The organism is Bradyrhizobium sp. CB82, from assembly GCF_029714405.1.
Lineage (GTDB): Bacteria > Pseudomonadota > Alphaproteobacteria > Rhizobiales > Xanthobacteraceae > Bradyrhizobium.
The window spans coordinates 6,615,135-6,639,402 of the sequence record NZ_CP121650.1; the positions used below are offsets into that span (position 1 = coordinate 6,615,135).

Sequence of the window (24,268 nt, forward strand, 5' to 3'; positions counted from 1 at the left end):
CCCATATGCTCGCTACTAGCCAGACCAAGCCTTCGATCAGCGAAGAAGAAATCGAGGCAGCGGAGACGCTGTTCCTGGCACTCAAACCCTTCTTCGAGCTGGAGCACGCTGTGCTACCTGCCGCGTACATCAGGGCGTTCCTGCTGGTCTGCAAGAAGGAGGGCCTAGGCGTGTCCGAGTACGCCGATCAGGTCGACATCAGCTCAACCGTGATGACGCGCAACCTGCTCGACATCGGCGACCTCAATCGCCAACGCGAGAAGGGTCTGGAGTTGATCACTCAGGAGCGCGACCCGTGGGATCTGCGCAAGCGCCGGGCCTACCTGTCACCAAAGGGCCGCAAGCTCATACATGACGTCAACGTGGCACTGCGCCGATTACGGAGGGCCAAGTAATGGCGTACTCTGAGAAACTGGCGCGCCTACTATCGCAGCATCGTCGATATACGTCTCTCGCGCGATGTCATGGACCGACGCCCACAATGCGCTGATCTCACTCGGCTTTACCATGCGCTCAAGGTCGAACTGCTCGAATTGGACAAGGGTCTTGCCCTGTACTGCGCCGACGAAGAAACGGCGAAAGAAAGCGCAAATCAATTGGTGCGGGCGTCGGCGAACGGAACGCTACTCGTCAGCCAGCCGCAGTGCCGCCTCTAATTCTGCAACGACGTCGTGCAGCAGGGCAAGCGCAAGCGGATCAGTCACGTCGCGCTCCATCATGCGGTAGCGCATGATCTGATCTTGAAGCTGTTGCTGTTCCTCGTGGTCGGCCACAGCGCGCTCCGCAATTGAGCAATGACGCCGAACGCGGTCCATGGTTGCTAGGAACCTTGAAAAATATTGGCCAGAATTAAGGCGCTCACTCGGGTTGGCTCGCCCATCTCTGAACTTTTAGGGGTCGAGCCTTTCCCAGTGCTTCTTTCCACCCGGAATGATTGCCAACTCTATCCAGTTCGCATCGCGGACAGTCACTTCACGTCCAGTGCTTTCAGCGATCCGTCGCGCTACCTCAAAGGCCTTTTCTTCATCGGCAATTTCCAGAACGACGAACGAGCCCGTAGATACACCAGAGCCGGTAAGTATCATGGGAGACCTCCTACGCTAATCCTCATGGGCCCAGGTCTACGTGCTCTTGCAGCAGTCGATCAAAGCCATGTCCAACTGCGCCTATTTTGGTCCAACTGCGCCTATTTTGGTGGTTGTAGTCCGGGCGAGGTCAGCCACTCTCTCAGGTGAGAAGCGGCCTTAGCTCGACGACCTCTAGATCGCGCCAAGCGTCGTATTCCCTTTCCCCACATATTCCTTCGCTTGGGGCGGGACTACTCGGCAGTTCGCCTTCGCGATTCAGGGCGCGTATGTGGTCCGCAGTGCCCTGATAGCGGCGCAATACCGGACCTCACCAGAGGTTCGAGTTGAGCCAACAGGTGACATTCGGCAATGCCAAAGGAAGCCAATCGAGGCCGGATCACTTTTGCATCTCAAGCGCTGCCAGAATTTTTGTGAACGTCTCAAGCAAGCGTAAGGCGCGGGTCGCTGGGCGACCTTCGCACAGCGCTTCGCTCGCCTCTTCAATTTCGCAATCGATACGGGCCCGAACTCGCGAGATCAGCTCGGCGCGGCGCTCCGGATTGTCGATTAGAATGAACATCGCGTTGCTTCGCTATCAAGCAGGCGGGAGCGTGGCGGCAGCACTCGGCGCTGCATCATCGGCGTCAAGGATCGCAACCTTGCGATCGAGTTGCCATATCTCGGTGCCGTGGCGATTGATGAAGCGCCGTGCGGCCTTGACGGCGGCTTCATCACTGGCCGCCTCAATCACCCGCGCATCGCAGATGTGACCATCCTCGCCGATAATAAATGCTCGGTATCCGACCATATTGAATTGCTCCGCGCTAGGTTGACGGCCGCAATTCCTTGGACGAAGCCAGTCGTTGACGTGGGAAGCGGTCTCGGCTTGGCGCGCACGACGCAAAAGTCCTTCGCGTTCAACGCCGGGCGGAGTGGCTTGGGCCCGCTGCCGCAGACGTTCTGCCTGTTCGAGCAGCCGCTGTTCGAGGGTGCTGGTTTGTTTGAAACGGCGTCGCATCGGCGCTGCTCCATTTGAGTTGGGGCGGGAGCGCAACCGGCGTTCTCATCACCGATAACTGCCTTAAGGACGGTGCGGTGATCGAAGAAGTAGATACCCGTTATGTCTGGTTGTCGACGTAAATATTCGCCAACTCGAAAGAAATGCTAGGAACTATTTCGCTTGAGAAGGCCATAGCACTCGCACGATAAACCTCGCACGAGGCTGCGATCCAGGATCTGGAGTTTTCCCCGCGAATAGGCGATGGCTCCTCGTTTTTGCAGCCTGTTTGCGACATCCGTGACGTATGTGCGGTGCACGCCCAGCATCTCGGACAGTAGCTCCTGTTTCAGTACGAAGTGATCGCTTTCCGCGCGGTCCGCCGTGTGGAGCAACCACCGACAGAAGCGCTGTTCGACGCCATGCAGCGAATTGCAGGCAGCTGTCATCCTGGTTTGGTCGAGCAATACGTCAGTACTCTTGACACACAGCTTCGCCATAGGCGCGCTGACCGTCACCAAGTTCCGAAACTCCTTCGCTGAAATTTTCAAGGCTTGAACCGGTAGTTGGGCGACGATGCGAACGAGGGATGCGTGCGGCGGGCCAAGGCCCGCACGGGCTCCGATCATGCCTTCCCGCCCGACGACGGAGGTTTCGGCCGTCCGACCATCTTTCAGCACGACCAAAAGCGAGAACATGCCCGATAGCGGGAAGTGAACGGCCGTGATTTCCTGCCCCTCCTTTTGAACAACATCACCTTGTGCATACCCGACGACCGACGACCTCTCCCTTACAGACTTGAGGTCCCGGAGGGAAAGAAGGGCCAAGAGCTTGTTGCGAAGAGGATCGTCCACTTGCGCACCTATCGCCCGATCGGTCGGGCCGGTCCGCAGGGGGTAAATCAACGCTCCGAGGGCGTTACCACGGAAGGGGTACGTGACGACAAAGTCGGACGAGGTCGATCCGTTCCTCGCAATTCTTATGTTGCCATGCAAGCACAAGGGGGGTCCAGGCAGGCGTTCGTGCGCTCATCCACATGGATTTGCTGTCACCACTCCGCGAAGGTCCAGACGGCTCGCAATAAGCAATCGACGGCGGGACCGGGATCGCGCATCGCACGCCTGCCTTCTGATCCGCCCAGGCAGTGCGGTCGAGCTGGGCGCGCGGCACATGCGCCTGACCTGTTCGGCAATGCTGATCTTGCGCAGCTTGGCCAGCATCTCGAGCTGCTCGAAATCGTGCTCGTCGAAGACGACGAGGACCTTGCGGCCCATCATTGCCTCCATCTCGCTTCCGGCGGATAGGTGACGCCTCCGCCGAACTTCCATTCGAAATTGGTGAAGTCGCCGCCGTCGATTCCCTAAGCCTGTCACGCATCGCATCGAGGAAACGCTGTGCGTCGTCCTTATGCTCGAAGCCGATCACTAGATCGTCGGCATAACGCACGACGATCATGTCGCCCCGGGAAAGTTCGGGGCCTGTTCCCAGATCAAACAGCGGGCATAACTCGGCTGCTCGCGCGGCGAGGTTGACGTCGATGGTATAGTTGAGCGGTGTAGTTGATTCGAGGCCACGACCATGCCGCTCCATTCGCAACGCAAGCTGCCGCTCAATGCCACCCGCACCGCCTATCGCACGTTGCAAGGCTGGGCGCTCGGTACGCTGATCGAGCAAGGCGCAGTGAGCGAATGCGAGCACCACGGCCATCGCAGCGACCGCGCCGATCCCGACGCCTGGAATCGAGCGCGCGAGGAAGCTTGGCGGACCGCGTTCCCCGGCGCCACGCCCGAGGCCTGCATGGCGGCGCTGGAGGAGATCAGGTTCAGCATTGGCGAAAGCTGCCCGGACTGCAGGAGCGACTGAGGAAGGGCTCAATTGTGCTGCAAAGCACAAGACCGGTTTAGTTGACGGTCTCTCCGAAGACTCCACTTCCCCCGCCTCCGCCTATATTGTGTCTATTCAGCACAGGTGGAGTTTTGCGTTCATGGCCCCGCGCGCCAATTGGAAGGGGTTTTTGCGGCTGTCGCTGGTGACGTGCCCGATCGCGTTATTTCCAGCGACCTCGGAATCCGAAAAGATCAGCTTCAACCAGATCAACAAAAAGACCGGGCACCGAATTCGTTACCTCAAGGTCGATGCCGAGACCGGCGAGGAAATTTCCAACGAAGACATCGTCAAGGGCTACCCGGTCGATAAGGACCGCTATCTTGAGGTCAGCAAGGACGAGATCGAGAACATCGCGCTGGAATCCACCCGCACCATCGAGATCGACGAGTTCGTGCCGCGGAATGAGATCGACGACCTGTACCTCGTGCGTCCCTATTACATCGTCCCCGACGGCAAGGTTGGCCATGACGCCTTCGCCGTGATCCGCGAGACCATCCGCTCGCTCGACAAGGTCGCGCTTGCCCGTGTGGTATTGACTAACCGCGAGCACGTCATTGCGCTGGAAGCCCGCGACAAGGGTCTCGTCGGCATGCTGCTGCGCTACCCCTATGAGGTGCGCGACGCGGCGGAATATTTTGACGACATCCAGGACGTCAAGGTCACCAAGGATATGCTCGACCTCGCAAAGCACATCGTCGAGCAGAAGAGCGGCCATTTCGAGCCGGAGAAATTCGAGGACCATTACGAGGCGGCGCTTGCCGAGCTGCTCGCCAAGAAGCAGAAGGGCCTGCCGATCGCCGCGGTGAAAAGGGCCGCGCCCGGTAACGTCATCAACTTGATGGACGCGCTTCGCCAAAGCCTCTCCTCCGAGAAGGGCGCGCCGGCGGCACGGCGGACCAAGACGCCAGCAAAGAAGGCGGCGAAAAAGCGCAAGGCGGGCTAACGTGCCCGCGCACATCTTTCAGCCCTGTATTCCCACCCGCGGCATATCCGTTCCCGCCGGAAAGGACTGGCTCCACGAGATCAAGTACCGAAGCCAAGCCGTGTCGCCGACGGGGGGCGACCTGGCCGGCCACCGCTGAAAATCAAGTAATCGACGCGACGGTCGACGGGGGCGTCACGGGCCGCCTCCAGCTCTCAAATGGCGCAAAGAGGCGCGTCCATGAACCGCCTAACTCCGCCCCAGCATGGACGCCACCTACAAGCCGCGAAGCTGCGCGGCGCAAAGCTTGGTGGTTTTCGCGGAGCAATGCCTACTGTACGCATGCGCAAGCTGTCTGCCGAGGCGCTACAGGCACGCACCGAGGCAAGGGTTGCTGACCTTGCCCCCATCATCAAAGAGCTGCAGGCGACCGGGAAAACGAGTCTGAGAGCCATTGCGGCGGGGCTGAATGATCAAGGCATTCCGGCTGCGCGCGGTGGGGAATGGTCGTCAGTGCATAAGCGGCGGTGGGATCAGATCTTGCGCCGCTCCTCTGCCAAACAGCGCTGAATTGTCGTAGGCTGCTCACGGCGTAGAGGATCGTCAGAGATGAATCAGCTTCGAACCACCGTCGTTATGAAGACTGACATCAGCGGCTCGACGTCGCGGTTCCGTGAACTGCTGACCACCGATCTTCAGGCGCTACTGGGCGAACATCGCACGTTTCTGGCGCGCCATGCCGCCGAACACGGCGGCCGTATCATCAAACCCGCGGGAGACGGGTATTGGCTGGAATTCCTCAGTGTCACTAGTGCTGCCAAAGCTGCGATAGCAGTGCAGGAAGAGTTACGACTGGCGCAGCCAAACCGAGCCCAGGATCGTCTCTCGATTCGCATCGTTATTGCGCTCGGTGACATCGCTGTTCAGGACGACGACTTCATCGGCGACGTTTTTGCGCTCGCGACCCGCGTTGAAGCGATCACGCCGCCCGATGAAATCTATCTCACGGCTGGAGCTCGGCTCGCCTTAGCATCAGCGGAGGTCCAGACCGCGCTCGTTGAGAATTTTGTGCTGAAGGGCTTTGTCGAGCCGATGCCGGTCTACCGCATCGAGCAGCGGCATCGCACACGCGTCATTCCTGGGATCTACATCCTCTTCGTAGATCTTCACGGCTTCGGCAAGATCATGGATGCCGGGCATGTCACCAAAATCGAGCGCATCCTCGACATGCTCGATGCGGTGACCTACGGGACGGCACAAGAATTCGGGGGCACGGTTCGCTTCAACCAAGGCGACTCCTATTGCATAACATTTGCCGAGGCTGCGCAGGCCATGGCGGGGGTAGAGCGCCTGATCTGTAAGTGGGACGCAATCCGGCACCTGGAGCAGTTCGACTGCACGATCAGTATCGCGTTGCACCGCGGCACACTCTACGCATTCCGTTCCTTTCTCTATGGTCGCGATGTCTGGATTGCGTCGCAATTGCAGAGCGCATCGAGCAAGCTCTTGTCGGACAGTGAGAATGGGATCTTCGTAACCGACGCCGTCTACAGTGCGCTCTTTGGCACGCCATGGCACAACCGACTCCAGCCTGTCGCCCTACAACCTTTGCCAAAGCCACCACTTGTCGGGATCGCAGTGTATCGACTGTGCGAAGTTGCTCTCGACAATGAGCCGCCTGATCCTTTCTGAAAGGCAAACAACATCGAGCTTGAGGAGGTCTGCTGTTGATGCTGTGGACTCCTCCACCGGCACGAGAGTGCCAAGGAGTGGGCGCCGTTTGAAGCTCCCGCGGCATCGCCTCTGCCGCCCTACCTCGAACGTCTAGTCGATGAACAGGAGCGCCATCCAATTGATGGCGTCGCAGCGCCCGCTAACCGTTTCCTTCATGCGACGCGGCGGGTAGTCGCGGCCGTCTGAGCGCGCAAAGAAGAAGCCGTCGCCGTTCTAAACCGGGCGGCGGCTTTTCCGCTAATCTTGTTCTGAGGCATTCCAGGCTTGAGCCGCGCCAGAGGCCACAAGGACGTGCAAGTTCAGTGAGCGGTCAAGCAGCGCTGTTTCCTGTTGGCCCTGATGTCCGACCCAAATGCTGTAGGTCCGCTGAACGTATCAAATCGGCCAATGGCCTTCCATAACACCTGTGTTCGCGTCTGATCGGACGCGGTCACCAGTCCTGAAGGGCTTAGGCCGCTGAGGCTTGGTGAGCCGAAAGCAGCCGCTTCAGCCGGGATGCCGGGATGGCCGGGCTGAACAAATAGCCCTGCATTTGGCTACAGCCGAGCCGTCGCAGGATCTCGCGCTGCGCCTCGGTCTCAACGCCTTCGGCGGTGGTTGCCATGTGGCGAGCCGCGGCCATATGCACAACGGCCTGGACGATCGGCGAGGAATCTTCGGGCTCACCGATATCGCTGATGAAACTACGGTCGATCTTGATCTTGTCGAAGGGAAAGCGGTGCAGATAGCTCAATGACGAATAGCCGGTACCGAAATCATCGAGCGCGATGCGCACGCCGAGCTCGCGCAGTTGCTGTAGGATGGTGAGTGCCTCTTCGTCATCGCGGATCAAGACTGTTTCGGTAACTTCAAGCTCCAGCCGTCCCGGCGCCAGGCCGGATTCGTTCAGTGCAGCGGCGACCTTGAGCGCCAGTGTCTTCGAGCGGAACTGCACCGGCGAAACGTTGACTGCGACCCGGATCTGGCCCGGCCAGTTCGCCGCCTCGGTGCAGGCCTGTTTCAGCACCCATTCGCCGATCTCGCCGATCAGTCCGGTCTCCTCGGCGAGCGGGATGAACTCTGCAGGCGAAACCATGCCGCGTTCGGGGTGGTGCCATCTGAGTAGCGCCTCGCAGCCTGTCACGACATTCGCCGCGAGATCGACCAGCGGCTGGTAGTGCACCTCGAATTCGCTATTGGCGAGCGCCTGCCGCAGATCGAAATCGAGCTGACGTCGCTGCCTAACCTTGGCGTCGTATTCCGCTGCAAAAAAGCGGAATGTGCGGCGGCCATCGGATTTTGCGGCATACATCGCCAGATCCGCACGCTTAAGCAATTCGTCGAGATTGTCGCCATGTTCCGGCGCGATTGCGATGCCGATGCTGGCGTCGATCGGAATCTCCTGACCCTTGCAGTTCACGGGCGCGCGCAGCGTTTTCAAGATCTGATCCGCCAACACCGTTAACTCGGCTCGGTCGCCCGTGTCCGCCTTGATGACCGCGAATTCGTCGCCTCCAAGTCGCGCGACAAGATCGTGTGGGCCAACGCAGCTGCGCAGGCGGTTTGCGACTTGGCGCAGCAGCTCGTCGCCGATCTCGTGCCCGAGCGAGTCATTAACGCCCTTGAATTCGTCGACGTCGATATAGAGGATCGCGAACGGCTTGCCCTCGGCGAGCTCCGCCACCCGGCGTTCCAGGTGCCCGCGCATCAGCACGCGGTTGGGGAGATCGGTCAGTGCGTCGTAATGCGCCATGTGCGCGATTCGTTCGTCGGCGCGGACGCGCTCGGTGACGTCTTCATGGGTGGCAAGCCATCCGCCCGAGGCGCTCGGTTGGTTCCTGACCTCGATCAGCCGACCGTCACGGGTTTCCACGACGGAGCTCTGCAAGCGGCCGACGGCAGCCAAGATGCCGTCGCAATAGGAATCGACGTCACCGGAGAATGAGCCGGTGTCGTGCCGGTGCTTGATCACGTCGCGGAAATAGGCGCCCGGCTTCACCACGTCGGCCGACAGCCCGTACATCTCAATATAACGACGGTTGCAGACGATGAGCCGCTCGTCCTGGTCGAACATCAGGAGACCCTGCGTCATCGTGTTCATCGCGGTATCCAATCGCTGCTTCTCGATTGAAAGCCGCCTCGTCATCTGGCGGAAGATCAAATAGAGCGTTAGGACCAATAGCAAGATCGATACCACCGCCACGGCAACGAAGAATTTTGTCTGCGTGCGCCAGGTCACGAGCGTCGCATCTAATGTCCTGGTCGCAACCACGACCAGCGGCTCGTCAGTGAGCATCTGCGAGGCGACCAGTCGATCCTTGCCGTCGACCGGGCTTGCGAGCTGGGTGGTGACGAAAGGACGGTCGAAGACAGCCATCTGCTCAGCCGAACCTCTATGGAAGTTTTGGCCGATCATCGCTTCGACATGTGGAACGCGTGCGAGCAACTGCCCATTCTGATGGTGCATCGCGATGGAAGACTCTCCGCTAAGACCTGTCGAGGCGAAGAACTCTTCCAGCAGGTCCGGTGTGATCGCGCGGGACACAACGCCCAGGAATTCTCCGCGCGGGCCAGAGATGCGTCGGGCGAATACAATCGCTTGCCCGCTGCCGAAACGACCGGGAACGACCTCGACCTCTTGCTGCGAGGCCGGATCATTTTTCAGGCGGTTGAAATAGCCTCGATCGGAGATCTTGATATCGGCGACCGGCCAGTACTTCGACGAGTTGATCAACACGCCATTGGAATCGAACACATTGGCCCCGGCGACATCGGACCAACCGCTGGCCTTGGCGCGCAGCACCTCATGCATGGCGAGCGTCGCCATTTCGCTCCGGAACGTGTCCGGGGAATCGATGTCACGGCTTTCGAGCTCCGCGATGATGCTCTTCTGCAGTGCCGAGAAATCTGCAAACTCACGGTCAAAATGCCGCGCAAGGAGTCGCACGGTGCTCTCGAGGCTGTCGCGGCCGCTTTCGATCGCGCTCCGACGAAAGCGATCGACAGTCAGCGCCGTGCCGATCGCGGTCGCGGCCATTAGCACGAACCCGCCAACGATCAGCCAAGTTAGCGGCGCCCCGCCCCAGTGACGAACCAGCGCGCGCATGCGCGCCTTGAAACGGATTGATGTGCTCATGCAGCCCCCTGTGGGATGCAAAATGCACAAGACTCCACAAGAGCTCGTTACCATCGAAGGTAACGAAATCGTAAACGATTACATGACTTCGGTGCTGCTCGAGTCGGCGTTCGAGAACGATGATTGACAGTGCACAGCTGACATCAAAAAAAGCGTCGGTTCGACGTCCAGTTCTGAAGTCGGTTCGATGGCCGAGTTCTTCCATAACAAGGGATATCCGACAACATCCGATGTCCGGGAGAAAGAGCTGCCGGTCCGAGCCGTCGTCCGTGCGACGCCACGCGCCTTTAAACGGCGCCAAAGGTCAGCCCCGTTGCGACAGCCGGACGCCCACTGATCGTCGAGCCATGGCAAATGCAAGTCCAACGAACTTCTTAATCGGTGGGTCCCAGGTTCGAAACTCGCCGTGGAAGACCAACCTGCGGAAAGGCCTATTTTCAGCCGGTTTTCGCGATCGGTGAGGGCGGCTCTTGCGTCTCTGCGCATAGGTCTCGTCTCTTAGGCAGGTTTTGGGGCGCCTGTCTCTGACGAGAAAAATCCGTTCCCGGCGGCAGCCGGGGAAGTTCACGGCAACTCCGTACCAGAAGCCTTAATAGCGGTGATATAGATTGGTCTCGTCGCTCCCCCACGCGTCAACCCCGAACGCGCACGCGACGGGGGACCTGTGACGAGCGCTTACCTCCCGAGACGTTCTTCGGTGCCTTGCGTGGGCGCCGTCAGGTCATTGGGCCGATGGCAACCAACGCCATCGGCCTCTTTTTTTGCCAATGGAGCGACGCCCCAGCAAGTCGACGCCATCTCTGCTCTGTCCGTACCCTACGATTGGCGAGAATCCCAGGGCATAGCGCCACCAGAACAAGGCGGTAGCCGCGAGCGCCGTTCCGACATAGAGGATCTGGGCGGTGCGATCCGGGCCGCCGCACAGGCGCTTCCTCCCGGCGTGCCGCAATCGCTCATGGCCGAAGCCGGCCAACATCGTCATCAAGCACGGCGCGAGGAAGACGTAGAACAGTTTTTCGACCGCGACCGTGTAGCCAACATCGCCGAGCTGGTTGTCGATCGTCAGGGGCAGCACCGCGCTCGTCAGCATGGCGGTGATGGGGATGGTGAGCCGCTCGGGGAAGAACGTTTCCAGAAAGAATAGCGTCGCGAACACGACAGCGGGGGCAGGTTTTTCAGTATCAAGACGGCCGAGCTGCGACGGAGCACGATCATAGTGTCGAAACCGGCAAATTCCGTTTTCAGCCCGCTGTCGAAGAGCGCCGCCTTGCCGAGCGTCGAGCCGCCGCTGCATGCGGCGCGCCAGTTTGCCCTACGACCACTGCGTCGATTCAGGGTTCAGGGAGACTCGGCGATAACTATTCGAGGGGCATTTCCGGCAAGGTTACCAGCCTGACGCCGGCTTGTTCCAAGGCGTCTCGGACGGCACGTGCCGTAGTCACGCCTGTCGGCTCATCACCATGTACGCACAAAGTGTGAACCTTGCACGGAACCCTCTTCCCATGCCGAGACGTAATGAAATTGTTCATGACCATGTCGAGAACCTGCTTCGCTGCAACAGCAGGATCCTTGATGACCGATCCTGGAATTTTGCGAGAAGTCAGGTTGCCGTCATCTTCGTACTGCCGATCGCAAAATCCTTCCAAGGCAACACGCAAGCCGAGATGTCTTCCGGCTTTCTCCATCTCTGAACCGGCCAATGCCACGTAAATGATACTGGGATCTGCCGTCTTGATCGCGCGCCCGATGGCCAATGCATAATCCGCGTCTTCGGCAGCCATGTTGTTGAGTGCGCCATGCGGCTTCAGATGAGTGACTTTGGCATCTGCGTAAGCGGCGATCGCCTGTAGAGCACCAATCTGGTACGCAATCATGTACTCGAGGTCCGCTGGTTTTGTATCGATCCGACGCCGACCAAAGCCCCACAAATCGTTGAAGCCAGGATGAGCGCCTATGCTCACGCCTTGCCGTTTGGCTTCTGTCACAACTCGACGCATGGTGCTCGGGTCACCAGCATGAAAGCCGCAAGCGATGTTCGCAGAACCGATTACCTTGAGGATACCAAAGTCATCACCGATGTCGTATGCGCCGAAGCCCTCTGCCATATCGGCATTTAGATTGATTCTGATCATTATTTGTCGCCTCCGGAAAACGATCAATTAGTGCGATTCCAAAACAACGCTCTCTCGAGAGGGGATGCGTTGTCCCTACCTGTGGGTCGCGATAGCGAACTGGAGGTTCAAGGGAGTGCCCCGGCCTTGCCTTCAAGACAGGCGCCACGGGCCGTAGGTCGGCGGCCCGTGACTTCCCCTCTACCCCGATTGGCGGACCATCTCAAAGCCCACTCGGACTTCGCATTTGGGCACAAATCCGGACTCATGCATCTGCGAAAGGCAAAGTGCGAAAATCGGCGAGCAAACGCATACCTCAACCCGTCCAACTCAATGTAGGCTCATCACACTGCGGTTGTGGAGTTACGGAAATGCCAATCAAACCGCCTCCTCCTGTCGCTTTATACGGGGACTTGGAGCGCGCTTGGCAAATCGCGCGCACGTGGAAGCTCCTCGACCAGCTCCCTCCAGATGAGGCTGAAATCGTTGCCAGGGCGATAGCCCAGGGCATTGCGGAGGGTCGCACACACGGTTTGGAGTTAGCGAAGCTAGCAAACGCTAACGGCTATTGATTTCGTGCAGCGGGAATGGACCCACCAAACACGAACTAAGGGCGGGCAACGATTGAACAAATTGAGACACTGATTATCGGCGGAGGCCAGGCGGGAATTGCGATGAGCGCCCAGCTCAGCAAGCGCGGCCGCGCGCATCTCGTGCTGGAACGGCAGCGCATCGCAGAACGCTGGCGCTCGGAACGGTGGGACGGTTTGCGGTACGACAGTCATTTTTGGCTGCGCACAAGGGCTTAGAACGACCGACGGTTCACAGTAGGCATTGGTCACCGAGAGGGTTCGTCGATGTCTGACATGGGTCATGGGACTAAACCGCTCGCGCGGTAAGGCGCTGCGGCAAGCGGGGCGGCCAAGCCGATAGCGCCAAGGGGCGTCCTGTCTTGAGATTGAGGGGTTGCAACAACCTCACTCAAGACAGGAGCATCCCCATGACCGACGAGGCAGTGAGCCCATTGCGCCGGCGCATGATCGAAGACATGACGATCCGCAAGTTGGCCCCGAAGACCCAACATGACTACGTGCAAAGGGTCAAGAACTTCGCGGCGTTCCTCGGGCGCTCGCCCGATACGGCGAGCTTCGAGGACGTGCGCCGCTACCAGCTGCATCTGGCGGCGAGCGGTGTTGGCGCGCCGACCATCAACCAGACCGTCTCGACATTGCGGTTCTTCTTTAAGGTCACGCTCAGGCGCCACGAGATCGTCGAGCACACCCATGTCATCCACGAGCCGCGCAAGCTGCCGGTGGTGCTCAGCGTCGAGGAGGTGGCGCGCCTGCTCGATGCCGCACCGGGGCTGAAGTATAAGGCGGCGCTGAGCGTGGCCTATGGCGCCGGCCTGCGCGCCACCGAGGTGGTCTCGCTCAAGGTTTCCGACATCGACAGCAAACGCATGATCATTCGCGTCGAGCAGGGCAAGGGCGGCAAGGACCGTAACGTCATGCTCTCGCCCAGCCTGCTCGACCTGCTGCGCGCCTGGTGGAAGGCGGCGCGCCCGCAGGGCTGGCTGTTCCCGGGCCGCGACCCGGCCCAGCCGATGACCACGCGCCAGCTCAATCGTGCCTGTCACGCCGCGGTCCAGATGGCGGAGATCAAGAAGCGCGTCTCGCTGCATACCTTGCGGCACAGCTTCGCCACCCATCTGCTCGAGCAGAACATCGATGTCCGTGTGATCCAGGTCCTCCTCGGCCACGCCAAGCTCGACACCACGGCGCTCTATACCCGCGTCGCCACCAAGACGATCAGCGAGGTCATGAGCCCGTTGGAGCAGGTCGCGCTCAAGCTCAAGGAGATCCGGCCGCCCAACTGACGCGCGGCAATGTCGCGCTCGGCGTTGGAGGTTGCGGATATCTTCCGCAGCCATGGTCCGGCGTGGCGCAAGGCCCATGCCGGTCACGTCAGCCTCGACCAGCTCAAGGTGATGTCGGCAATCGAGCGCTGCCGCACGGCAGCCCTCGGCGGCCATGTCGCGCGCTGCGCGGACTGCGCCTACACGACCATCGCCTACAACTCCTGCCGCAACCGGCACTGTCCGAAGTGCCAAGGCGCCGCCGCGAAGGAATGGCTTGCCGACCGCGAAGCCGACCTGTTGCCGGTACCGTACTATCATGTCGTGTTCACGCTGCCTGTGGCGATCGCCGACATCGCCTACCAGAACAAGGCCGCCCTCTACGATCTCCTGTTCAAGGTGTCGGCCGAGACCATGCTGACGATTGCCGCTGATCCGAAGCATCTTGGTGCCAGGATCGGCATCACCTCCGTGCTGCACAGCTGGGGCTCGGCGCTCACCCATCACCCGCATGTGCACATGATCGTGCCGGGCGGCGGCATCGCACCCGACGGCCAGCGCAGCGCCGGCGCGACCCTGCTTGCCAACGTCAATCCGACCTTCAACTGGGTGCGGCTGGCCCAGCGGGTCCCGGTCCGGATCGAACTCGTCCGCGACGATGAGCGCAACGAACTCGTCGCCGGGGCTACCGCTACGGTCGAGGTTCAGGGATCGGCGCCGAGCGGCGGCGGCCGCGTGGCCCAAGACCGGCCAAGGGCATCGCAGCACCTGGCATGCCGGGCAATGCCAACCCTGTTCCGGTCCTCGCAGTCATGCGGCTGAAGCTTCACACGACAGCAGGTCGTTCTCATGAACGACGGTCTTCCCGAACGAGGATCATACGGTGGTAGCAGCGCGTGTCGATGGCGAGTGGCTGATCCTTGACAATCGCACACTTACGTTGGTCCGCGACACCAACCTCACGCGGGCGGTGCCAGTGCTTGTCCTCGACCAGGTAGGTGTCTGGCGCTCTGTCTCACGAAGCCGGCAGCCTCGAATAGCGCGAGGATGGACTTCATGGGCTTCCTAGCGGCATTTCTGGCCGTGGTGAGCACCGGTGTTTTCGCGGCCCATATCCTCGACGCGCTGCGCAGTGGCGCGATAGTCAGTGCTTCAGCCCCTCAGTCCGACAATCGTTCGCAGGAGCGCCGAAACTGCCTGAAGATTGTATCAGGTCCCTTGGTGCTCATTACCGTCCTCACAAGCAGTTTCGATTGCATCGCAAGCCACTCTCCAGCGACAATAAACCATAGGCCTTGCGGGGCTTCTTCGCCCGAGGGTGAGGGTCTAGGGACCCGAGCCGATCCGCCTTCCATGATTTGGCAGGGCTCCTTCCACATCCGCAAGTTGGCAAAGTCGACTGTCCCCTCCAATTCTCCGAATGAGATGCGTGGCTGGTTCAGCATGCTGCTCAAGCCATGCGAAGTGCCGCCATCCGGCACAACGACACCGTTACCAACCAAAGGAGAGAACGATGGCCGAGGTTCAGAAAATGCGGGGCGAAAAGATTTACGAGTGCGACTTCAACATCACCGGCATGACCGACTACGGCGTGACGCTGGATGCACTCCTAAGCGGCAAGGAAAAGGTGCCCCTGCAGGGAGCACGAATTGATGTGGCTTTCGAGGGAGATATCAAAGGCCGCATCACGGGTAAAGTTCGTAGTGGTGTCGAATACCTCCAGCTGCGTGCCGATAGACGCACTGACCTCGACGGCAGAGCCACAATAGAAACTGAAGACGGCCATCGCATCGCAATGCACATTGAGGGCGTCGCAACGCCGCGAACGAATGAACCGATGATGGACCTCATTGCCAACGTGCGTCTCACCACCGCAGCTCCGAAGTATGATTGGGTCAACACGAGGCAGATTTGGGGTCTCGCCACCGTAGACTTGGCGATGGCGAAGATACACGTCGAGTCGTTTATGCAGTGACGAGGGGCATTCGCGACCGCGGTCGAGCCGGCAGCAAGTCCGGCCCTGTCAGCTGTGCCACCGAAAGCGGAAATAAATTCAAGCATTAGCGACGCAGCGATGGGCTATTGCGGCTTGATGGCGCCACCGTGGACATGGTTCAAGCTCCGACGCGGGAGCCTCGAATCACGCGCTACGAACTTAGCGATTATGAATGGACCGCCATCAAACCGATGCTGCTCGTGATGGGAGTGACCTCGTAAACAGCCTGCCCATGTTGATTGTACATGGTCCATTTCATGACCACGGTGCCTTGGGGCTTGGTCTTCGAGGGCGTCAGGTCTTTGACCCCGCCCTCCATGCGTCAGACGTCGCCCGGGCGGACCGGGGCCATCCAACGCACCCACCGCCAAGACCAATGATGGGATGGGGACCGAACGGTCGCGTCTCAACGAGCAGCCGCATTGCAATTCTGGCTGTATGCCATCCCGATGCTGCAAGGCCTTTGAAAAGCGTCTCAGCGGTTCGTCCAGATGCATCGGCTGCGGGTCGAATTCCGCCGCAAAGCGTTTGATGTCTGGCGCGGTGATCTCGGCCTCATCAGTCTTGAATTTCATCCCTATGGTAAGGTCATCGAACCATTCAATCATTGGCATGAAACTCCCGGTTCGACGCGCAGAGACGGCAACAGGCCACCAACCCGGCAAAATCGTAGTTCGGCGTAGAAAATCGTGCAAATGGCGGAGAGAGTGGTAGTCGAACCCACAGGTCACGATCGTGGTGCTGAATTCCAATAGACAGCCGGCCGCCGTCACGCTCGGAGCGCGGACGCACTTGTCGCGATTCAATAGCTTAACGCAAGAAGCTGTTGCAGAAGGCCGAGCAGTTGGAAAGTTCGATTGCGATCGAAGCCTAGCTGACGACGGCGTCCAGCCGCCCCGCGTGGATAACGCAAGGGGTATACTCGACGACGCCCATGCCTATCGCGTGTAGTCAGAAAGGCTGAAATAGACAACGCGGCGTACTGTCCCATTGAGCACGCCTGGTTGTGATTCATGCCGATGCCGAGTTGAGTCACAGTCGGAATGCTTTGCTGGCGACGCGCAAACCGCCGCCGATCCATCGCTATCCACACACGATGCTCCGGCCTGATAGGTAATCGACATGCGCGCAAGGTTGCCGGGCGTATGGATCCCGCTGCCAGTAGCCGTTGTCCTTTTTGCTCGCGCTAATATCCTATTCTACGACGAGCACGTAATCGACGTGTACCATCGGACCTGCGCGCTGTATCGAATGGGTGAAGACACAGAAGCAAAGGAGAAGCCCGACCCCAAAAACGTCGCACGAGACCCATTCTGTTCTCGGCAATCTCTTCACGAAGGTCTTGGAAAATAAGGAATTTCCAATGGTGGGCGCACCAGGGCTCGAACCTGGGACCCGCTGATAGCGACGGGTAGAGAACAGTCAATGACTTACTGGTCGCACCCCTGGGCTTATCCGACCGAAAATGGGCATTCGTCGCACGATCATAGTCGTTGCGCTGCCTGATATCTGAACACGCGCTACTCTGACTTTACGGGGTCAATTGCGACTCAAGGCCATCGATCGATAGGTTCAAATCCTGGATGGGATTTGAACCTATGACCTTCAGGTATGAGCCTGACGATTGCCGAAAGGGTTATTCAACACGCTGGCCCGCGCGCCAGCCCATCTCCCAGAAGTCTGCCTCGAGTCGGGTAGCTTCCTTGAAGATCGCAATCAGCTCTGCCTCGCGAGCCGGTGTGGCGTAAAGATCGGCGAGATGCTCCAGGTGCGCCCGCGCTTTCGCCGCGACCTCCTGGTACGGCACGCCGGCGTACTCGGCGATCCAAACGCGATAGGAGTTCGTCGCAGCGCCCGCATCGGGTCGCGAGGCGAGCCGCGTTGCGATCTCCGCGTACCCGATCACGCAGGGGGCAAGCGCCACCTTGAGTGCCAGCAGATCGCCGCGCATTCCTGCCTCGAGCACGTAGCGTGTATAGGCCAGCATCTCGACCGCCGGAGGGGTTTGTTCAAGGTCGCTCGGGGACAGACCCCAACCGGCACAGAGCTTCACATGCAGGTTCATCTCGACATCAAGGATGGCCGAGAGGCCGGCCGCTGCTTCACGCATGTCGGCAAGTTTGGGCGACTTGTAGACCGAGAGCGCGTAGGCGCGAGCAAACTCGATGAGGAACAGGTAGTCCTGAGCGAGGTAGTGCCGAAACGCCGCTTCGGGGAGCGAGCCGTCTGCCAATCCGTTCGTGAAGGGATGCTCGGTGTAGGCCCGCCACTCAGCGGATGCTTCTGTCTTTAGACGCTCGAAGAAACTCACGACCTTTTTCGCCTGACTTGCTTTTCCATGAACATCTCGGCTCGCTACCGATAGCGCATTGCGAACGGCGTGGACGCTGACCTTGACAGGCCGCCGCGATCAGCCGGTACGATGGCGTAGGGAATTCGCTTGCCGTCGTTCGCCGGGACTGCCGGGACTGATTGCGTTCTCACATTATCACGAACAGAAGGCACATGCCCTAAGTCCAGGTTTCGATTGCAGACGAACCGCACCAGTTTCGCACCCGAAACAACCCGCACGAATCGCAGCGAACGTGGTCGAATTCCACGAAAAGCGCAGGAAAATCAACGAAGCTGAACGATATCCCGCCGCTCATAACGGTCTAGTTGCAGGTTCGAGTCCTGCCGCGAAATCAGGGCGGCGGTGTCAGGTTCTCAGCATCATCGAGCCGAGAACGCTGCACCAGGAAAACCCCACTTTTGTCACTTGCCCGCATACCTCGGGGGCGAGCAAACTAAGGCGCCACATCCGATCTGACTATGGTCTCCGCTTCTCGATCGTATTTACGGCGGTCTTGTCGCGTGAAACGGCAAGACCGGCGCTGCGTGCCTCTCAGCGAACGGTCCGCTAACGGTCGACCTTTTCGCCGGATCGCAACAGCTAACGACCGCTAACGCGCAATTTGCTGGCTTCTGCGCGAACGTGATCTGGAAACCGAGCCTCGGCACAGCCAACGGAATTGCACTCAAACCTAGGGAGCCCGACATGAACAATATTTGTACTCAGGCGCGCAGCGAAGTTACACGCAGTTTTATCTGCCTCTTGGCCTTCGGCACGCTGCTGGTCACTTCTGCAGCTTCCAGGGCGGAGCAGAGTCCATCGATTGCCGAACAGATCGCCAAGACCTACGGCCTCGATTCGTTCGGACAAATCGAGGCAATCCGCTACACCTGGAACGCGGAATTTCCGGGCGCCAATCTCTCTAACAAATGGGAATGGAGACCGAAGACCGACATGGTCTCCTACGAGGGGAAAGATAGGGTAGGCAACCCGGTCAAGGCTACCTATCAGCGTTCGCAACTCTCCAGCCAAAGCGATGCCGTCAAGAAGGAGATCGATCCGGCATTCGCCAACGATCAGTACTGGTTGCTTCTTCCCTTCCACATCGTATGGGACGGCGCGGCTGTGACCGACGACGGCATGCAGAAACTACCCCTCGGCGATGCTTCGGCTCAGCGCGTCGTGGCGAAATACCCGTCGGACGGCGGCTATCAACCCGGCGATACCTGGGACCTCTACGTCGGCGCCGACAAGCGGATCGAGGAAATCGCCTACCATCGGGGTGCTGCCAACCCGCCCCACCTCGTGACAGCCAAATATACGGATTACAAGAAGGCTGGCCCGCTGCTGATCTCGACGGATCATCCCGGCATGGTGGACGGAAAGTCGTTTCGGATTACCCTTACGGACGTGTCGGTTAAACTGACAGGATCCGACAACTGGATCGACGCCAAATGAGCTTCAACGCCTAATCGCGAAGCCGAGGCGCACCGCTCAGTCGCCCACGCGGCGGTGCGCCCGTCAGTTAACCGATACGCGGAGTAACGATTCAATCGACCCATACGTAAAAGTCACTGTCCAGGTCCCGGAGCACGCGCATATGCCCACCAATCCATTCACCGACGTCTGGCATTTCCTGACCGCGACGACGAACGACTATCTCCATCAGGGAAACTGGCGCTATCTGATCCTGGCGCTGTTCTGGGCGTTGCTGATCGCCAGCATTCTTGTGGCTGTCCGGAATTGGCGGGAAGATCCGACACAACGGACTGGCCGCCACCTCGGCATCTTGCTGGTTCGAGTCCTGATCGGCTGCATGTGGTTCCAGGGCATGCTGTGGAAGCTACCGCTACCAGTGTCGGACGGCCTGCAATACTGGACCGAACAGGAATCGACCAGCGCGGCCTTCGAGTTTCATCGCACCTTCCTGAAGGACACCGTGCTGCCTCACATGATGTTCTTTGGGCCAATGGTCTTTCTGGCCGAACTGGTGTTCGCCGGGTCGATGATCCTCGGGCTCGCGGTGCGACTGGTGGGCGTGCTGGCCGCCATCTACACGCTGCAACTCTGGCTCGGCCTCTACGGCAACTCATCCGAGTGGCCGTGGACGTATATGTTCCTGGTCCTGCTGATGTTCCTGTTTGCGGTCGAGGGCGCTGGCCGCAGCCTCGGGTTCGATGGCTGGTTGCGCCGCGAAGTACCCCCCGTGCGCGACGGAAAGGGGCTTATAGGCTGGCTCTTCAACATCGCGGGTTAGCATGGTTTTGCGAGAGACGAACACATGATGGCGCTGGCCCGTGCAGTAGCGCTTCTTATAGGGCTCGACGCAATTTGCGCATACGCCGCTGACATTGGTTATCTCGCGCCGCCGGGAGCCCCAGCAATAGAGTTTCCCTCGCCTCAGCGGCCGGTTGCGCCGATTGTCAGCCCGGGCCGCGCCGACGAGAAGCACCGAGATTCCCTGAATGAGTCCGGCGAGATCGCCCGTCTTCTTGAGCTGAAGCCAGGCATGACGGTCGGCGATATCGGCGCCGGCCGTGGCTACCACACGGTCCGGCTCTCGTCCTTCCTCGGCCCGACCGGCTCGGTCATCGCCGAGGATGTCACGCGGGATTACCTGGTCGAGCTCGCCAGGCGAATTGAGGTACTCAGGCTGACAAACGTCAAACTTGCGCTGGGCGAACCGCACGATCCGCGGCTGCCCGCGTCCTCGCTGGATGCTGCGATCCTCGTGCACATGTACCACGAGATAACGCAACCCTATGCCTTCCTTTACAATCTCGCGCCCGCCTTGAAGCAGGGCGCGCGGGTCGGAATTGTCGACCTCGAACGTCCGACATCTGAGCACGGCACGCCAATTGCGCTCTTACGTTGCGAACTCATTGCCGTTGGCTATCGCGAAATAGCCGCATATCAGCTCGCAGGCGACAGCGGATATCTCGCCGTTTTCTCTCCCCCGGAGGAAGCGGGTCGAAAATCCCCCCGCGATATTGTTGCGTGCCGGGATCGTGCCAGCGGTCGTTGATACCGTTGCCGGAATGGTGGTAGACTATTTTCTGCAAATTTACTGACGTCGCAGCTCAAGCGCGAGGCGAATAAACGTCGCCAATATCGACCAAGCGGCCTTGACGCTCGCGACGAGATCGCCGGACACTTTTGATACGCCGCCGATCCGACGCCGCTGCCCGACGGCGATCTCCAATGCCGGCAACCGAGCAGCCGCGACCCGCATCAGCATTTCCAGATTCCAGCCATATGTCTCCTCCTTCATACCGAGATGCCCAAGTTCGTCCCGGCGGATGGCGCGAAACGGCGACAGATCGGTGAAGCTTGCGCCATAGACGAGGCGCAGGAGCAGCCCGCCGACATGCGCAGCGAGCAGTTGCTGTGGTGCCAGGCTGCCGGGCTCGCGCGAACCGCGGACGCGGGAGCCGAGAACGAACATGGCCTGCCCGGCTGCGATCGGCGACACTAGGTCGGGGATGAATTCCGCAGGGTCGCTACCATCGCCATCGAGGAAGACGAGAATGTCGGCATCATCGCGCACTTTGGCGATGCCCGCCTGGATCGCGCGACCGTAGCCGCGCCGCGGCTCGATAATCACGCGAGCCCCGGCGGCCTCGGCCAACTCGGTCGTACGGTCCCGCGAGCCCCCGTCGACAACGACGACCTCGCCCACATTCTGCGCTAGCACCGCGGTTACGACCTGCCCTATCGCAGTTTCCTCGTCGAGGCAGGGAATGATCGCGGAGATAACGGGCGAACGGAGCAATGCAGGCGGCCTCGAGCCGATCTCGTCAATCACCGCGTTCACAAGCTCCAGCGCAGGCCGCAATTGGCGCAGCATTTGAGCGGCTTTTCCGAAAGGAGCGCCGCACGAAAGTCCCGATACGAGGGCCCGTTCCAGATGTCTTCCAGGGACTGCCGCCCTGCATGACCAAGCGTATAGTTGTCGTAACCATGCTGCGAAAACGGCGCGATACAGCACGGCAGGGCGCGGCCATTGGCCGTGAAATACATCAACGACCACGGCCGTCGGCAGAGCGACCACGGCGAACCGTCGCCGCTGCCCTTCAAACTTAACCCCGGCTCGGTCGCCGCGCCCGACGCGCTGAAGGTCACCCCAAGAGAACGCGCCAGATCCTCGGCCTGCTTCAAATAGGCCGCTTCTTCCTGCGTCAGACGTTCGAACAGGGTCTGATCCGGCTGTGCCTTGCCAATCGCTGAATCAGCGAAAAACACGAGCCGTTGCAGATATACCTCCTTGACACCAATCTCCGCCGCAACTTTCACAAATGCCGGAAGTTCCTCGACAGTCTCTCTCAGGCCCGTGAGCCAAACCGAAACCTGGGGCCTTGAGTGTCCCTCCCGCTCCTGCAGCTCGCGAAACGCGCGCACGTTGCGGATGATGCGACCGAAATAGTCCCTGCCCCGGATCGCCTTGAAGCTCTCGCGGTTTGACGCGTCGAGCGACACACGTAGTTCATCAAGACCGGCCTCGATCAGCGCGCGGCCACTGCGCTCACTGAGCACCGTTCCATTGGTGTTGAACAGGACGTAGACGCCGCGGTCCTTCAAGTATCTGACCATCTGAGGCAGGTTCGCGACCAGCATGGGCTCGCCGACGCCGTGCAGAACCGCCCGCGCAAGATCAGGAACCTGGTCGACAATCGACGTGAACAGGTCCCAGCTCATGTCCGCGGGCGGCTCGAGTTCCTCGTAAGTACGGGGACAGGTGGTGCACAGCAGATTGCAGCGATTGGTCACTTCCAGATAAAGACAGACCGGCGGACGCGGGGCGATCTCGGTGCGCTCTCCCCTGACCGACTCGTGGTAGCGGCGCGGATCGAAGGGCGCTCGAGCGCCTTGCGAGCCTGCGGAAGGACTCATCGCCATGCCCTCGTTTCTGCAGTCCGCTGCATGCGCGTCCTCCAGGCCACCAAGGCCCAAGTCAGCAAGAGACCTCCGAACAGAATTGATTTTGTCACCATCCGTGGAATGTAGAAATCCCAGTCGAGCTGTTCGGATAGCAAGACCGCGCCGATCGAAACGACCCAGTTTGGCGCCGAGCCACACAGGGCTGTGAACGGCGTGATGACCAGAAAATACCAGGGATAATTCGGCGACAATAACAGGAGCGCGAGCAGTAACAGCATGTTGATGTCGGCAAGCGTGGACGCGATGCTGTCTTGCGGGCTGCGGGCTACGGAGAACCCCTTGAACAGGAGGACCAACACCGCCAGTACGACATAGGCGACAACATCACCATGGTGCTCGCCAAACACGAGCCGCCAAAGCGACAACAGCCAGAGATCGTTACCGGCACTGACCCCCTCTTCGTTCAGATAGCCCTTGGTCAGGAAGCCGAGAACTCCCCAGCCGACCGACAAATAAGGAAGATAACAAAGCGCGATGGTGGCAACAACGGCGAGCGGCATCTTGACGTCCCATGGGCGCCAGATCCCGGCAAGCACCGGCACGGCCAACGGCTTGACTAGCACCGAAAGAGCGATCGCCGCCGCTCCACGTAGCGCCTGGCCGGTCAGGGCAATCCACAGGCCCAGCAGCATCAGCGCAACCATCAGCGCGTCGACATGGCCGCTGTTGGCAATCTCCCACAAGGGAAGCGGATGCCAGAGATAGGCAATCACGCGCGTGACCGGGCGGTTCATCCGCCGCAGCAAGAGAATGATCAGTGTCACGGTTAGGGCCTCGCACCCCAGTAGCGCCAGACGCATCACAGTCACGTTCTCACCGATCCGCGTGACAACGAAAAAGAAAAACTGCGCTACAGGAGGATAGATCGTGACCGCAGTATCGGCCCGGTTGATGTGGGGAAAGATCGCGCCGTCGCGCAGGAACGCCAGCGCCTTATCGGCCGGGAAATAGCGATAGGGATTGATGTCGGCGGCCTGAACCTTGCCATCCCAGATATAGCGATAGATATCGCTGGACAGCAGCGGATCGAACAGCAGCACGTAGGCTCTCAGCGCAATCCCAAGTCCGAAGATGAGCCATAGCGCGCGATGGGTTGGTGCGCTCTCGGCCAGGCGTGTCGCTACAATCGTCAGCAGACCACCGGCGATGGCCAGCGCGATGAAGGCGTTGTCGCCGTAAGCCTCGAAGGCAAAGGGAGTGACGAGGGTCAGGCCGACCAGGACAAGACCCGCGCCGACCAACAGATGAAGCGAAGACACATAGTTGGCGAAACGCGCCCGTTGATCAGATCGGCTTGCGAAAGTCTCGGGCATT

General features: G+C 60.0%; 22 protein-coding genes and 3 pseudogenes. 12 read left to right on the plus strand and 13 right to left on the minus strand.

Annotation, left to right across the window (positions count from 1 at the left end; all coding sequences use genetic code 11):
* Window positions 1-5 precede the first annotated feature (5 nt).
* Window positions 6-395 (plus strand): hypothetical protein, encoded by a 390-nt coding sequence (locus QA640_RS32135; RefSeq protein WP_283036845.1) that lies wholly within the window; start codon window positions 6-8, stop codon window positions 393-395.
* A gap of 228 nt (window positions 396-623) precedes the next feature.
* Here QA640_RS32135 and QA640_RS32140 read toward each other — a convergent pair whose 3' ends face one another.
* The 5 genes from QA640_RS32140 to QA640_RS32160 all read right to left on the minus strand — a co-directional run bounded on the left by QA640_RS32140 (window position 624) and on the right by QA640_RS32160 (window position 3,338).
* The gene (locus QA640_RS32140; protein ID WP_283036846.1) at window positions 624-773 is read right to left on the minus strand and encodes a hypothetical protein; all 150 of its coding nucleotides are present in this window, start codon (window positions 771-773) and stop codon (window positions 624-626) included.
* Window positions 774-890: 117 nt separating this feature from the next.
* Window positions 891-1,085 (minus strand): hypothetical protein, encoded by a 195-nt coding sequence (locus tag QA640_RS32145; RefSeq protein WP_283036847.1) that lies wholly within the window; start codon window positions 1,083-1,085, stop codon window positions 891-893.
* Between the two features lie 577 nt (window positions 1,086-1,662).
* Window positions 1,663-2,085, minus strand: a complete 423-nt coding sequence (locus tag QA640_RS48390) for a hypothetical protein (RefSeq protein WP_349253645.1) — start codon at window positions 2,083-2,085, stop codon at window positions 1,663-1,665.
* A 146-nt stretch (window positions 2,086-2,231) separates the two neighbouring features.
* Window positions 2,232-2,918, minus strand: a complete 687-nt coding sequence (locus tag QA640_RS32155) for a Crp/Fnr family transcriptional regulator (protein WP_283036848.1) — start codon at window positions 2,916-2,918, stop codon at window positions 2,232-2,234.
* A gap of 174 nt (window positions 2,919-3,092) precedes the next feature.
* Window positions 3,093-3,338, minus strand: coding sequence for a hypothetical protein (locus QA640_RS32160; protein ID WP_283036849.1), 246 nt, complete (start codon window positions 3,336-3,338; stop codon window positions 3,093-3,095).
* A gap of 304 nt (window positions 3,339-3,642) precedes the next feature.
* On the opposite strand from QA640_RS32160, the gene QA640_RS32165 reads away from it, so the two are divergent.
* The 4 genes from QA640_RS32165 to QA640_RS32180 all read left to right on the plus strand — a co-directional run bounded on the left by QA640_RS32165 (window position 3,643) and on the right by QA640_RS32180 (window position 6,565).
* Window positions 3,643-3,927 carry a hypothetical protein gene (locus QA640_RS32165; protein ID WP_283036850.1) on the plus strand — a complete coding sequence of 95 codons (285 nt, stop codon included), beginning with the start codon at window positions 3,643-3,645 and terminating at the stop codon, window positions 3,925-3,927.
* A 121-nt stretch (window positions 3,928-4,048) separates the two neighbouring features.
* Entirely contained in the window at window positions 4,049-4,894 is an 846-nt protein-coding gene (locus tag QA640_RS32170; RefSeq protein WP_283036851.1) for a Ku protein, read from the plus strand.
* Between the two features lie 219 nt (window positions 4,895-5,113).
* Entirely contained in the window at window positions 5,114-5,443 is a 330-nt protein-coding gene (locus QA640_RS32175) for a hypothetical protein (RefSeq protein ID WP_283036852.1), read from the plus strand.
* A 39-nt stretch (window positions 5,444-5,482) separates the two neighbouring features.
* The gene (locus tag QA640_RS32180; protein ID WP_283036853.1) at window positions 5,483-6,565 is read left to right on the plus strand and encodes an adenylate/guanylate cyclase domain-containing protein; all 1,083 of its coding nucleotides are present in this window, start codon (window positions 5,483-5,485) and stop codon (window positions 6,563-6,565) included.
* Between the two features lie 490 nt (window positions 6,566-7,055).
* On the opposite strand, the gene QA640_RS32185 is transcribed toward QA640_RS32180, so the two are convergent.
* From QA640_RS32185 to QA640_RS32195, 3 genes are all read right to left on the minus strand, one after another.
* Entirely contained in the window at window positions 7,056-9,722 is a 2,667-nt protein-coding gene (locus QA640_RS32185; RefSeq protein ID WP_283036854.1) for an EAL domain-containing protein, read from the minus strand.
* Window positions 9,723-10,443: 721 nt separating this feature from the next.
* Window positions 10,444-11,016: a hypothetical protein gene (locus tag QA640_RS32190; protein WP_283036855.1), complete on the minus strand. Its 573-nt coding sequence runs from the start codon at window positions 11,014-11,016 to the stop codon at window positions 10,444-10,446.
* 64 nt (window positions 11,017-11,080) lie between these two features.
* Window positions 11,081-11,854 (minus strand): 5-oxoprolinase subunit PxpA, encoded by a 774-nt coding sequence (locus tag QA640_RS32195; protein WP_283036856.1) that lies wholly within the window; start codon window positions 11,852-11,854, stop codon window positions 11,081-11,083.
* A gap of 602 nt (window positions 11,855-12,456) precedes the next feature.
* On the opposite strand from QA640_RS32195, the pseudogene QA640_RS32200 reads away from it, so the two are divergent.
* From QA640_RS32200 to QA640_RS32215, 4 genes and pseudogenes are all read left to right on the plus strand, one after another.
* A pseudogene (locus QA640_RS32200) lies at window positions 12,457-12,603 on the plus strand (NAD(P)-binding protein); the annotation flags it as partial.
* A gap of 230 nt (window positions 12,604-12,833) precedes the next feature.
* Window positions 12,834-13,709 carry a tyrosine-type recombinase/integrase gene (locus QA640_RS32205; RefSeq protein ID WP_283036857.1) on the plus strand — a complete coding sequence of 292 codons (876 nt, stop codon included), beginning with the start codon at window positions 12,834-12,836 and terminating at the stop codon, window positions 13,707-13,709.
* A 9-nt stretch (window positions 13,710-13,718) separates the two neighbouring features.
* A pseudogene (locus QA640_RS32210) lies at window positions 13,719-14,243 on the plus strand (transposase zinc-binding domain-containing protein); the annotation flags it as partial.
* 958 nt (window positions 14,244-15,201) lie between these two features.
* Window positions 15,202-15,663 carry a DUF3237 family protein gene (locus tag QA640_RS32215; protein ID WP_283036858.1) on the plus strand — a complete coding sequence of 154 codons (462 nt, stop codon included), beginning with the start codon at window positions 15,202-15,204 and terminating at the stop codon, window positions 15,661-15,663.
* A 187-nt stretch (window positions 15,664-15,850) separates the two neighbouring features.
* On the opposite strand, the pseudogene QA640_RS32220 reads toward QA640_RS32215, so the two are convergent.
* A pseudogene (locus QA640_RS32220) lies at window positions 15,851-16,298 on the minus strand (MaoC/PaaZ C-terminal domain-containing protein).
* Window positions 16,299-17,320: 1,022 nt separating this feature from the next.
* Complete coding sequence (tenA, locus tag QA640_RS32225; protein ID WP_283036859.1) at window positions 17,321-17,995, minus strand: thiaminase II; 675 nt, start codon at window positions 17,993-17,995, stop codon at window positions 17,321-17,323.
* A gap of 726 nt (window positions 17,996-18,721) precedes the next feature.
* On the opposite strand from tenA, the gene QA640_RS32230 reads away from it, so the two are divergent.
* From QA640_RS32230 to QA640_RS32240, 3 genes are all read left to right on the plus strand, one after another.
* Window positions 18,722-19,474: a hypothetical protein gene (locus tag QA640_RS32230; RefSeq protein ID WP_283036860.1), complete on the plus strand. Its 753-nt coding sequence runs from the start codon at window positions 18,722-18,724 to the stop codon at window positions 19,472-19,474.
* Window positions 19,475-19,616: 142 nt separating this feature from the next.
* Window positions 19,617-20,273 (plus strand): DoxX family membrane protein, encoded by a 657-nt coding sequence (locus tag QA640_RS32235; RefSeq protein WP_283036861.1) that lies wholly within the window; start codon window positions 19,617-19,619, stop codon window positions 20,271-20,273.
* A 24-nt stretch (window positions 20,274-20,297) separates the two neighbouring features.
* Window positions 20,298-21,041, plus strand: coding sequence for a methyltransferase domain-containing protein (locus QA640_RS32240; protein ID WP_283036862.1), 744 nt, complete (start codon window positions 20,298-20,300; stop codon window positions 21,039-21,041).
* A gap of 39 nt (window positions 21,042-21,080) precedes the next feature.
* Here the strand turns inward: QA640_RS32240 and QA640_RS32245 are convergent, their stop codons facing one another.
* From QA640_RS32245 to QA640_RS32255, 3 genes are read right to left on the minus strand one after another with little or no spacing between them, the layout of a single operon-like run.
* Entirely contained in the window at window positions 21,081-21,863 is a 783-nt protein-coding gene (locus QA640_RS32245; RefSeq protein WP_283036863.1) for a glycosyltransferase family 2 protein, read from the minus strand.
* Window positions 21,827-22,912: a radical SAM protein gene (locus QA640_RS32250; protein ID WP_283036864.1), complete on the minus strand. Its 1,086-nt coding sequence runs from the start codon at window positions 22,910-22,912 to the stop codon at window positions 21,827-21,829. The genes QA640_RS32245 and QA640_RS32250 overlap by 37 nt, the downstream gene beginning before the upstream one ends.
* Window positions 22,903-24,267: a glycosyltransferase 87 family protein gene (locus QA640_RS32255; RefSeq protein ID WP_283036865.1), complete on the minus strand. Its 1,365-nt coding sequence runs from the start codon at window positions 24,265-24,267 to the stop codon at window positions 22,903-22,905. The genes QA640_RS32250 and QA640_RS32255 overlap by 10 nt, the downstream gene beginning before the upstream one ends.
* Between the last annotated feature and the right edge of the window lies 1 nt (window position 24,268).

Bases quoted from the DNA above. Each gene is read 5' to 3' on its own strand.
- QA640_RS32135 (WP_283036845.1), top strand. From the start codon at position 6: ATGCTCGCTACTAGCCAGACCAAGCCTTCGATCAGCGAAGAAGAAATC.
- QA640_RS32145 (WP_283036847.1), bottom strand. From the start codon at position 1,085: ATGATACTTACCGGCTCTGGTGTATCTACGGGCTCGTTCGTCGTTCTG.
- QA640_RS48390 (WP_349253645.1), bottom strand. From the start codon at position 2,085: ATGCGACGCCGTTTCAAACAAACCAGCACCCTCGAACAGCGGCTGCTC.
- QA640_RS32160 (WP_283036849.1), bottom strand. From the start codon at position 3,338: ATGGGCCGCAAGGTCCTCGTCGTCTTCGACGAGCACGATTTCGAGCAG.
- QA640_RS32165 (WP_283036850.1), top strand. From the start codon at position 3,643: ATGCCGCTCCATTCGCAACGCAAGCTGCCGCTCAATGCCACCCGCACC.
- QA640_RS32170 (WP_283036851.1), top strand. From the start codon at position 4,049: ATGGCCCCGCGCGCCAATTGGAAGGGGTTTTTGCGGCTGTCGCTGGTG.
- QA640_RS32175 (WP_283036852.1), top strand. From the start codon at position 5,114: ATGAACCGCCTAACTCCGCCCCAGCATGGACGCCACCTACAAGCCGCG.
- QA640_RS32180 (WP_283036853.1), top strand. From the start codon at position 5,483: ATGAATCAGCTTCGAACCACCGTCGTTATGAAGACTGACATCAGCGGC.
- QA640_RS32185 (WP_283036854.1), bottom strand. From the start codon at position 9,722: ATGAGCACATCAATCCGTTTCAAGGCGCGCATGCGCGCGCTGGTTCGT.
- QA640_RS32190 (WP_283036855.1), bottom strand. From the start codon at position 11,016: ATGCAGCGGCGGCTCGACGCTCGGCAAGGCGGCGCTCTTCGACAGCGG.
- QA640_RS32195 (WP_283036856.1), bottom strand. From the start codon at position 11,854: ATGATCAGAATCAATCTAAATGCCGATATGGCAGAGGGCTTCGGCGCA.
- QA640_RS32205 (WP_283036857.1), top strand. From the start codon at position 12,834: ATGACCGACGAGGCAGTGAGCCCATTGCGCCGGCGCATGATCGAAGAC.
- QA640_RS32215 (WP_283036858.1), top strand. From the start codon at position 15,202: ATGGCCGAGGTTCAGAAAATGCGGGGCGAAAAGATTTACGAGTGCGAC.
- QA640_RS32230 (WP_283036860.1), top strand. From the start codon at position 18,722: ATGAACAATATTTGTACTCAGGCGCGCAGCGAAGTTACACGCAGTTTT.
- QA640_RS32235 (WP_283036861.1), top strand. From the start codon at position 19,617: ATGCCCACCAATCCATTCACCGACGTCTGGCATTTCCTGACCGCGACG.
- QA640_RS32240 (WP_283036862.1), top strand. From the start codon at position 20,298: ATGATGGCGCTGGCCCGTGCAGTAGCGCTTCTTATAGGGCTCGACGCA.
- QA640_RS32245 (WP_283036863.1), bottom strand. From the start codon at position 21,863: ATGCTGCGCCAATTGCGGCCTGCGCTGGAGCTTGTGAACGCGGTGATT.
- QA640_RS32250 (WP_283036864.1), bottom strand. From the start codon at position 22,912: ATGGCGATGAGTCCTTCCGCAGGCTCGCAAGGCGCTCGAGCGCCCTTC.
- QA640_RS32255 (WP_283036865.1), bottom strand. From the start codon at position 24,267: ATGCCCGAGACTTTCGCAAGCCGATCTGATCAACGGGCGCGTTTCGCC.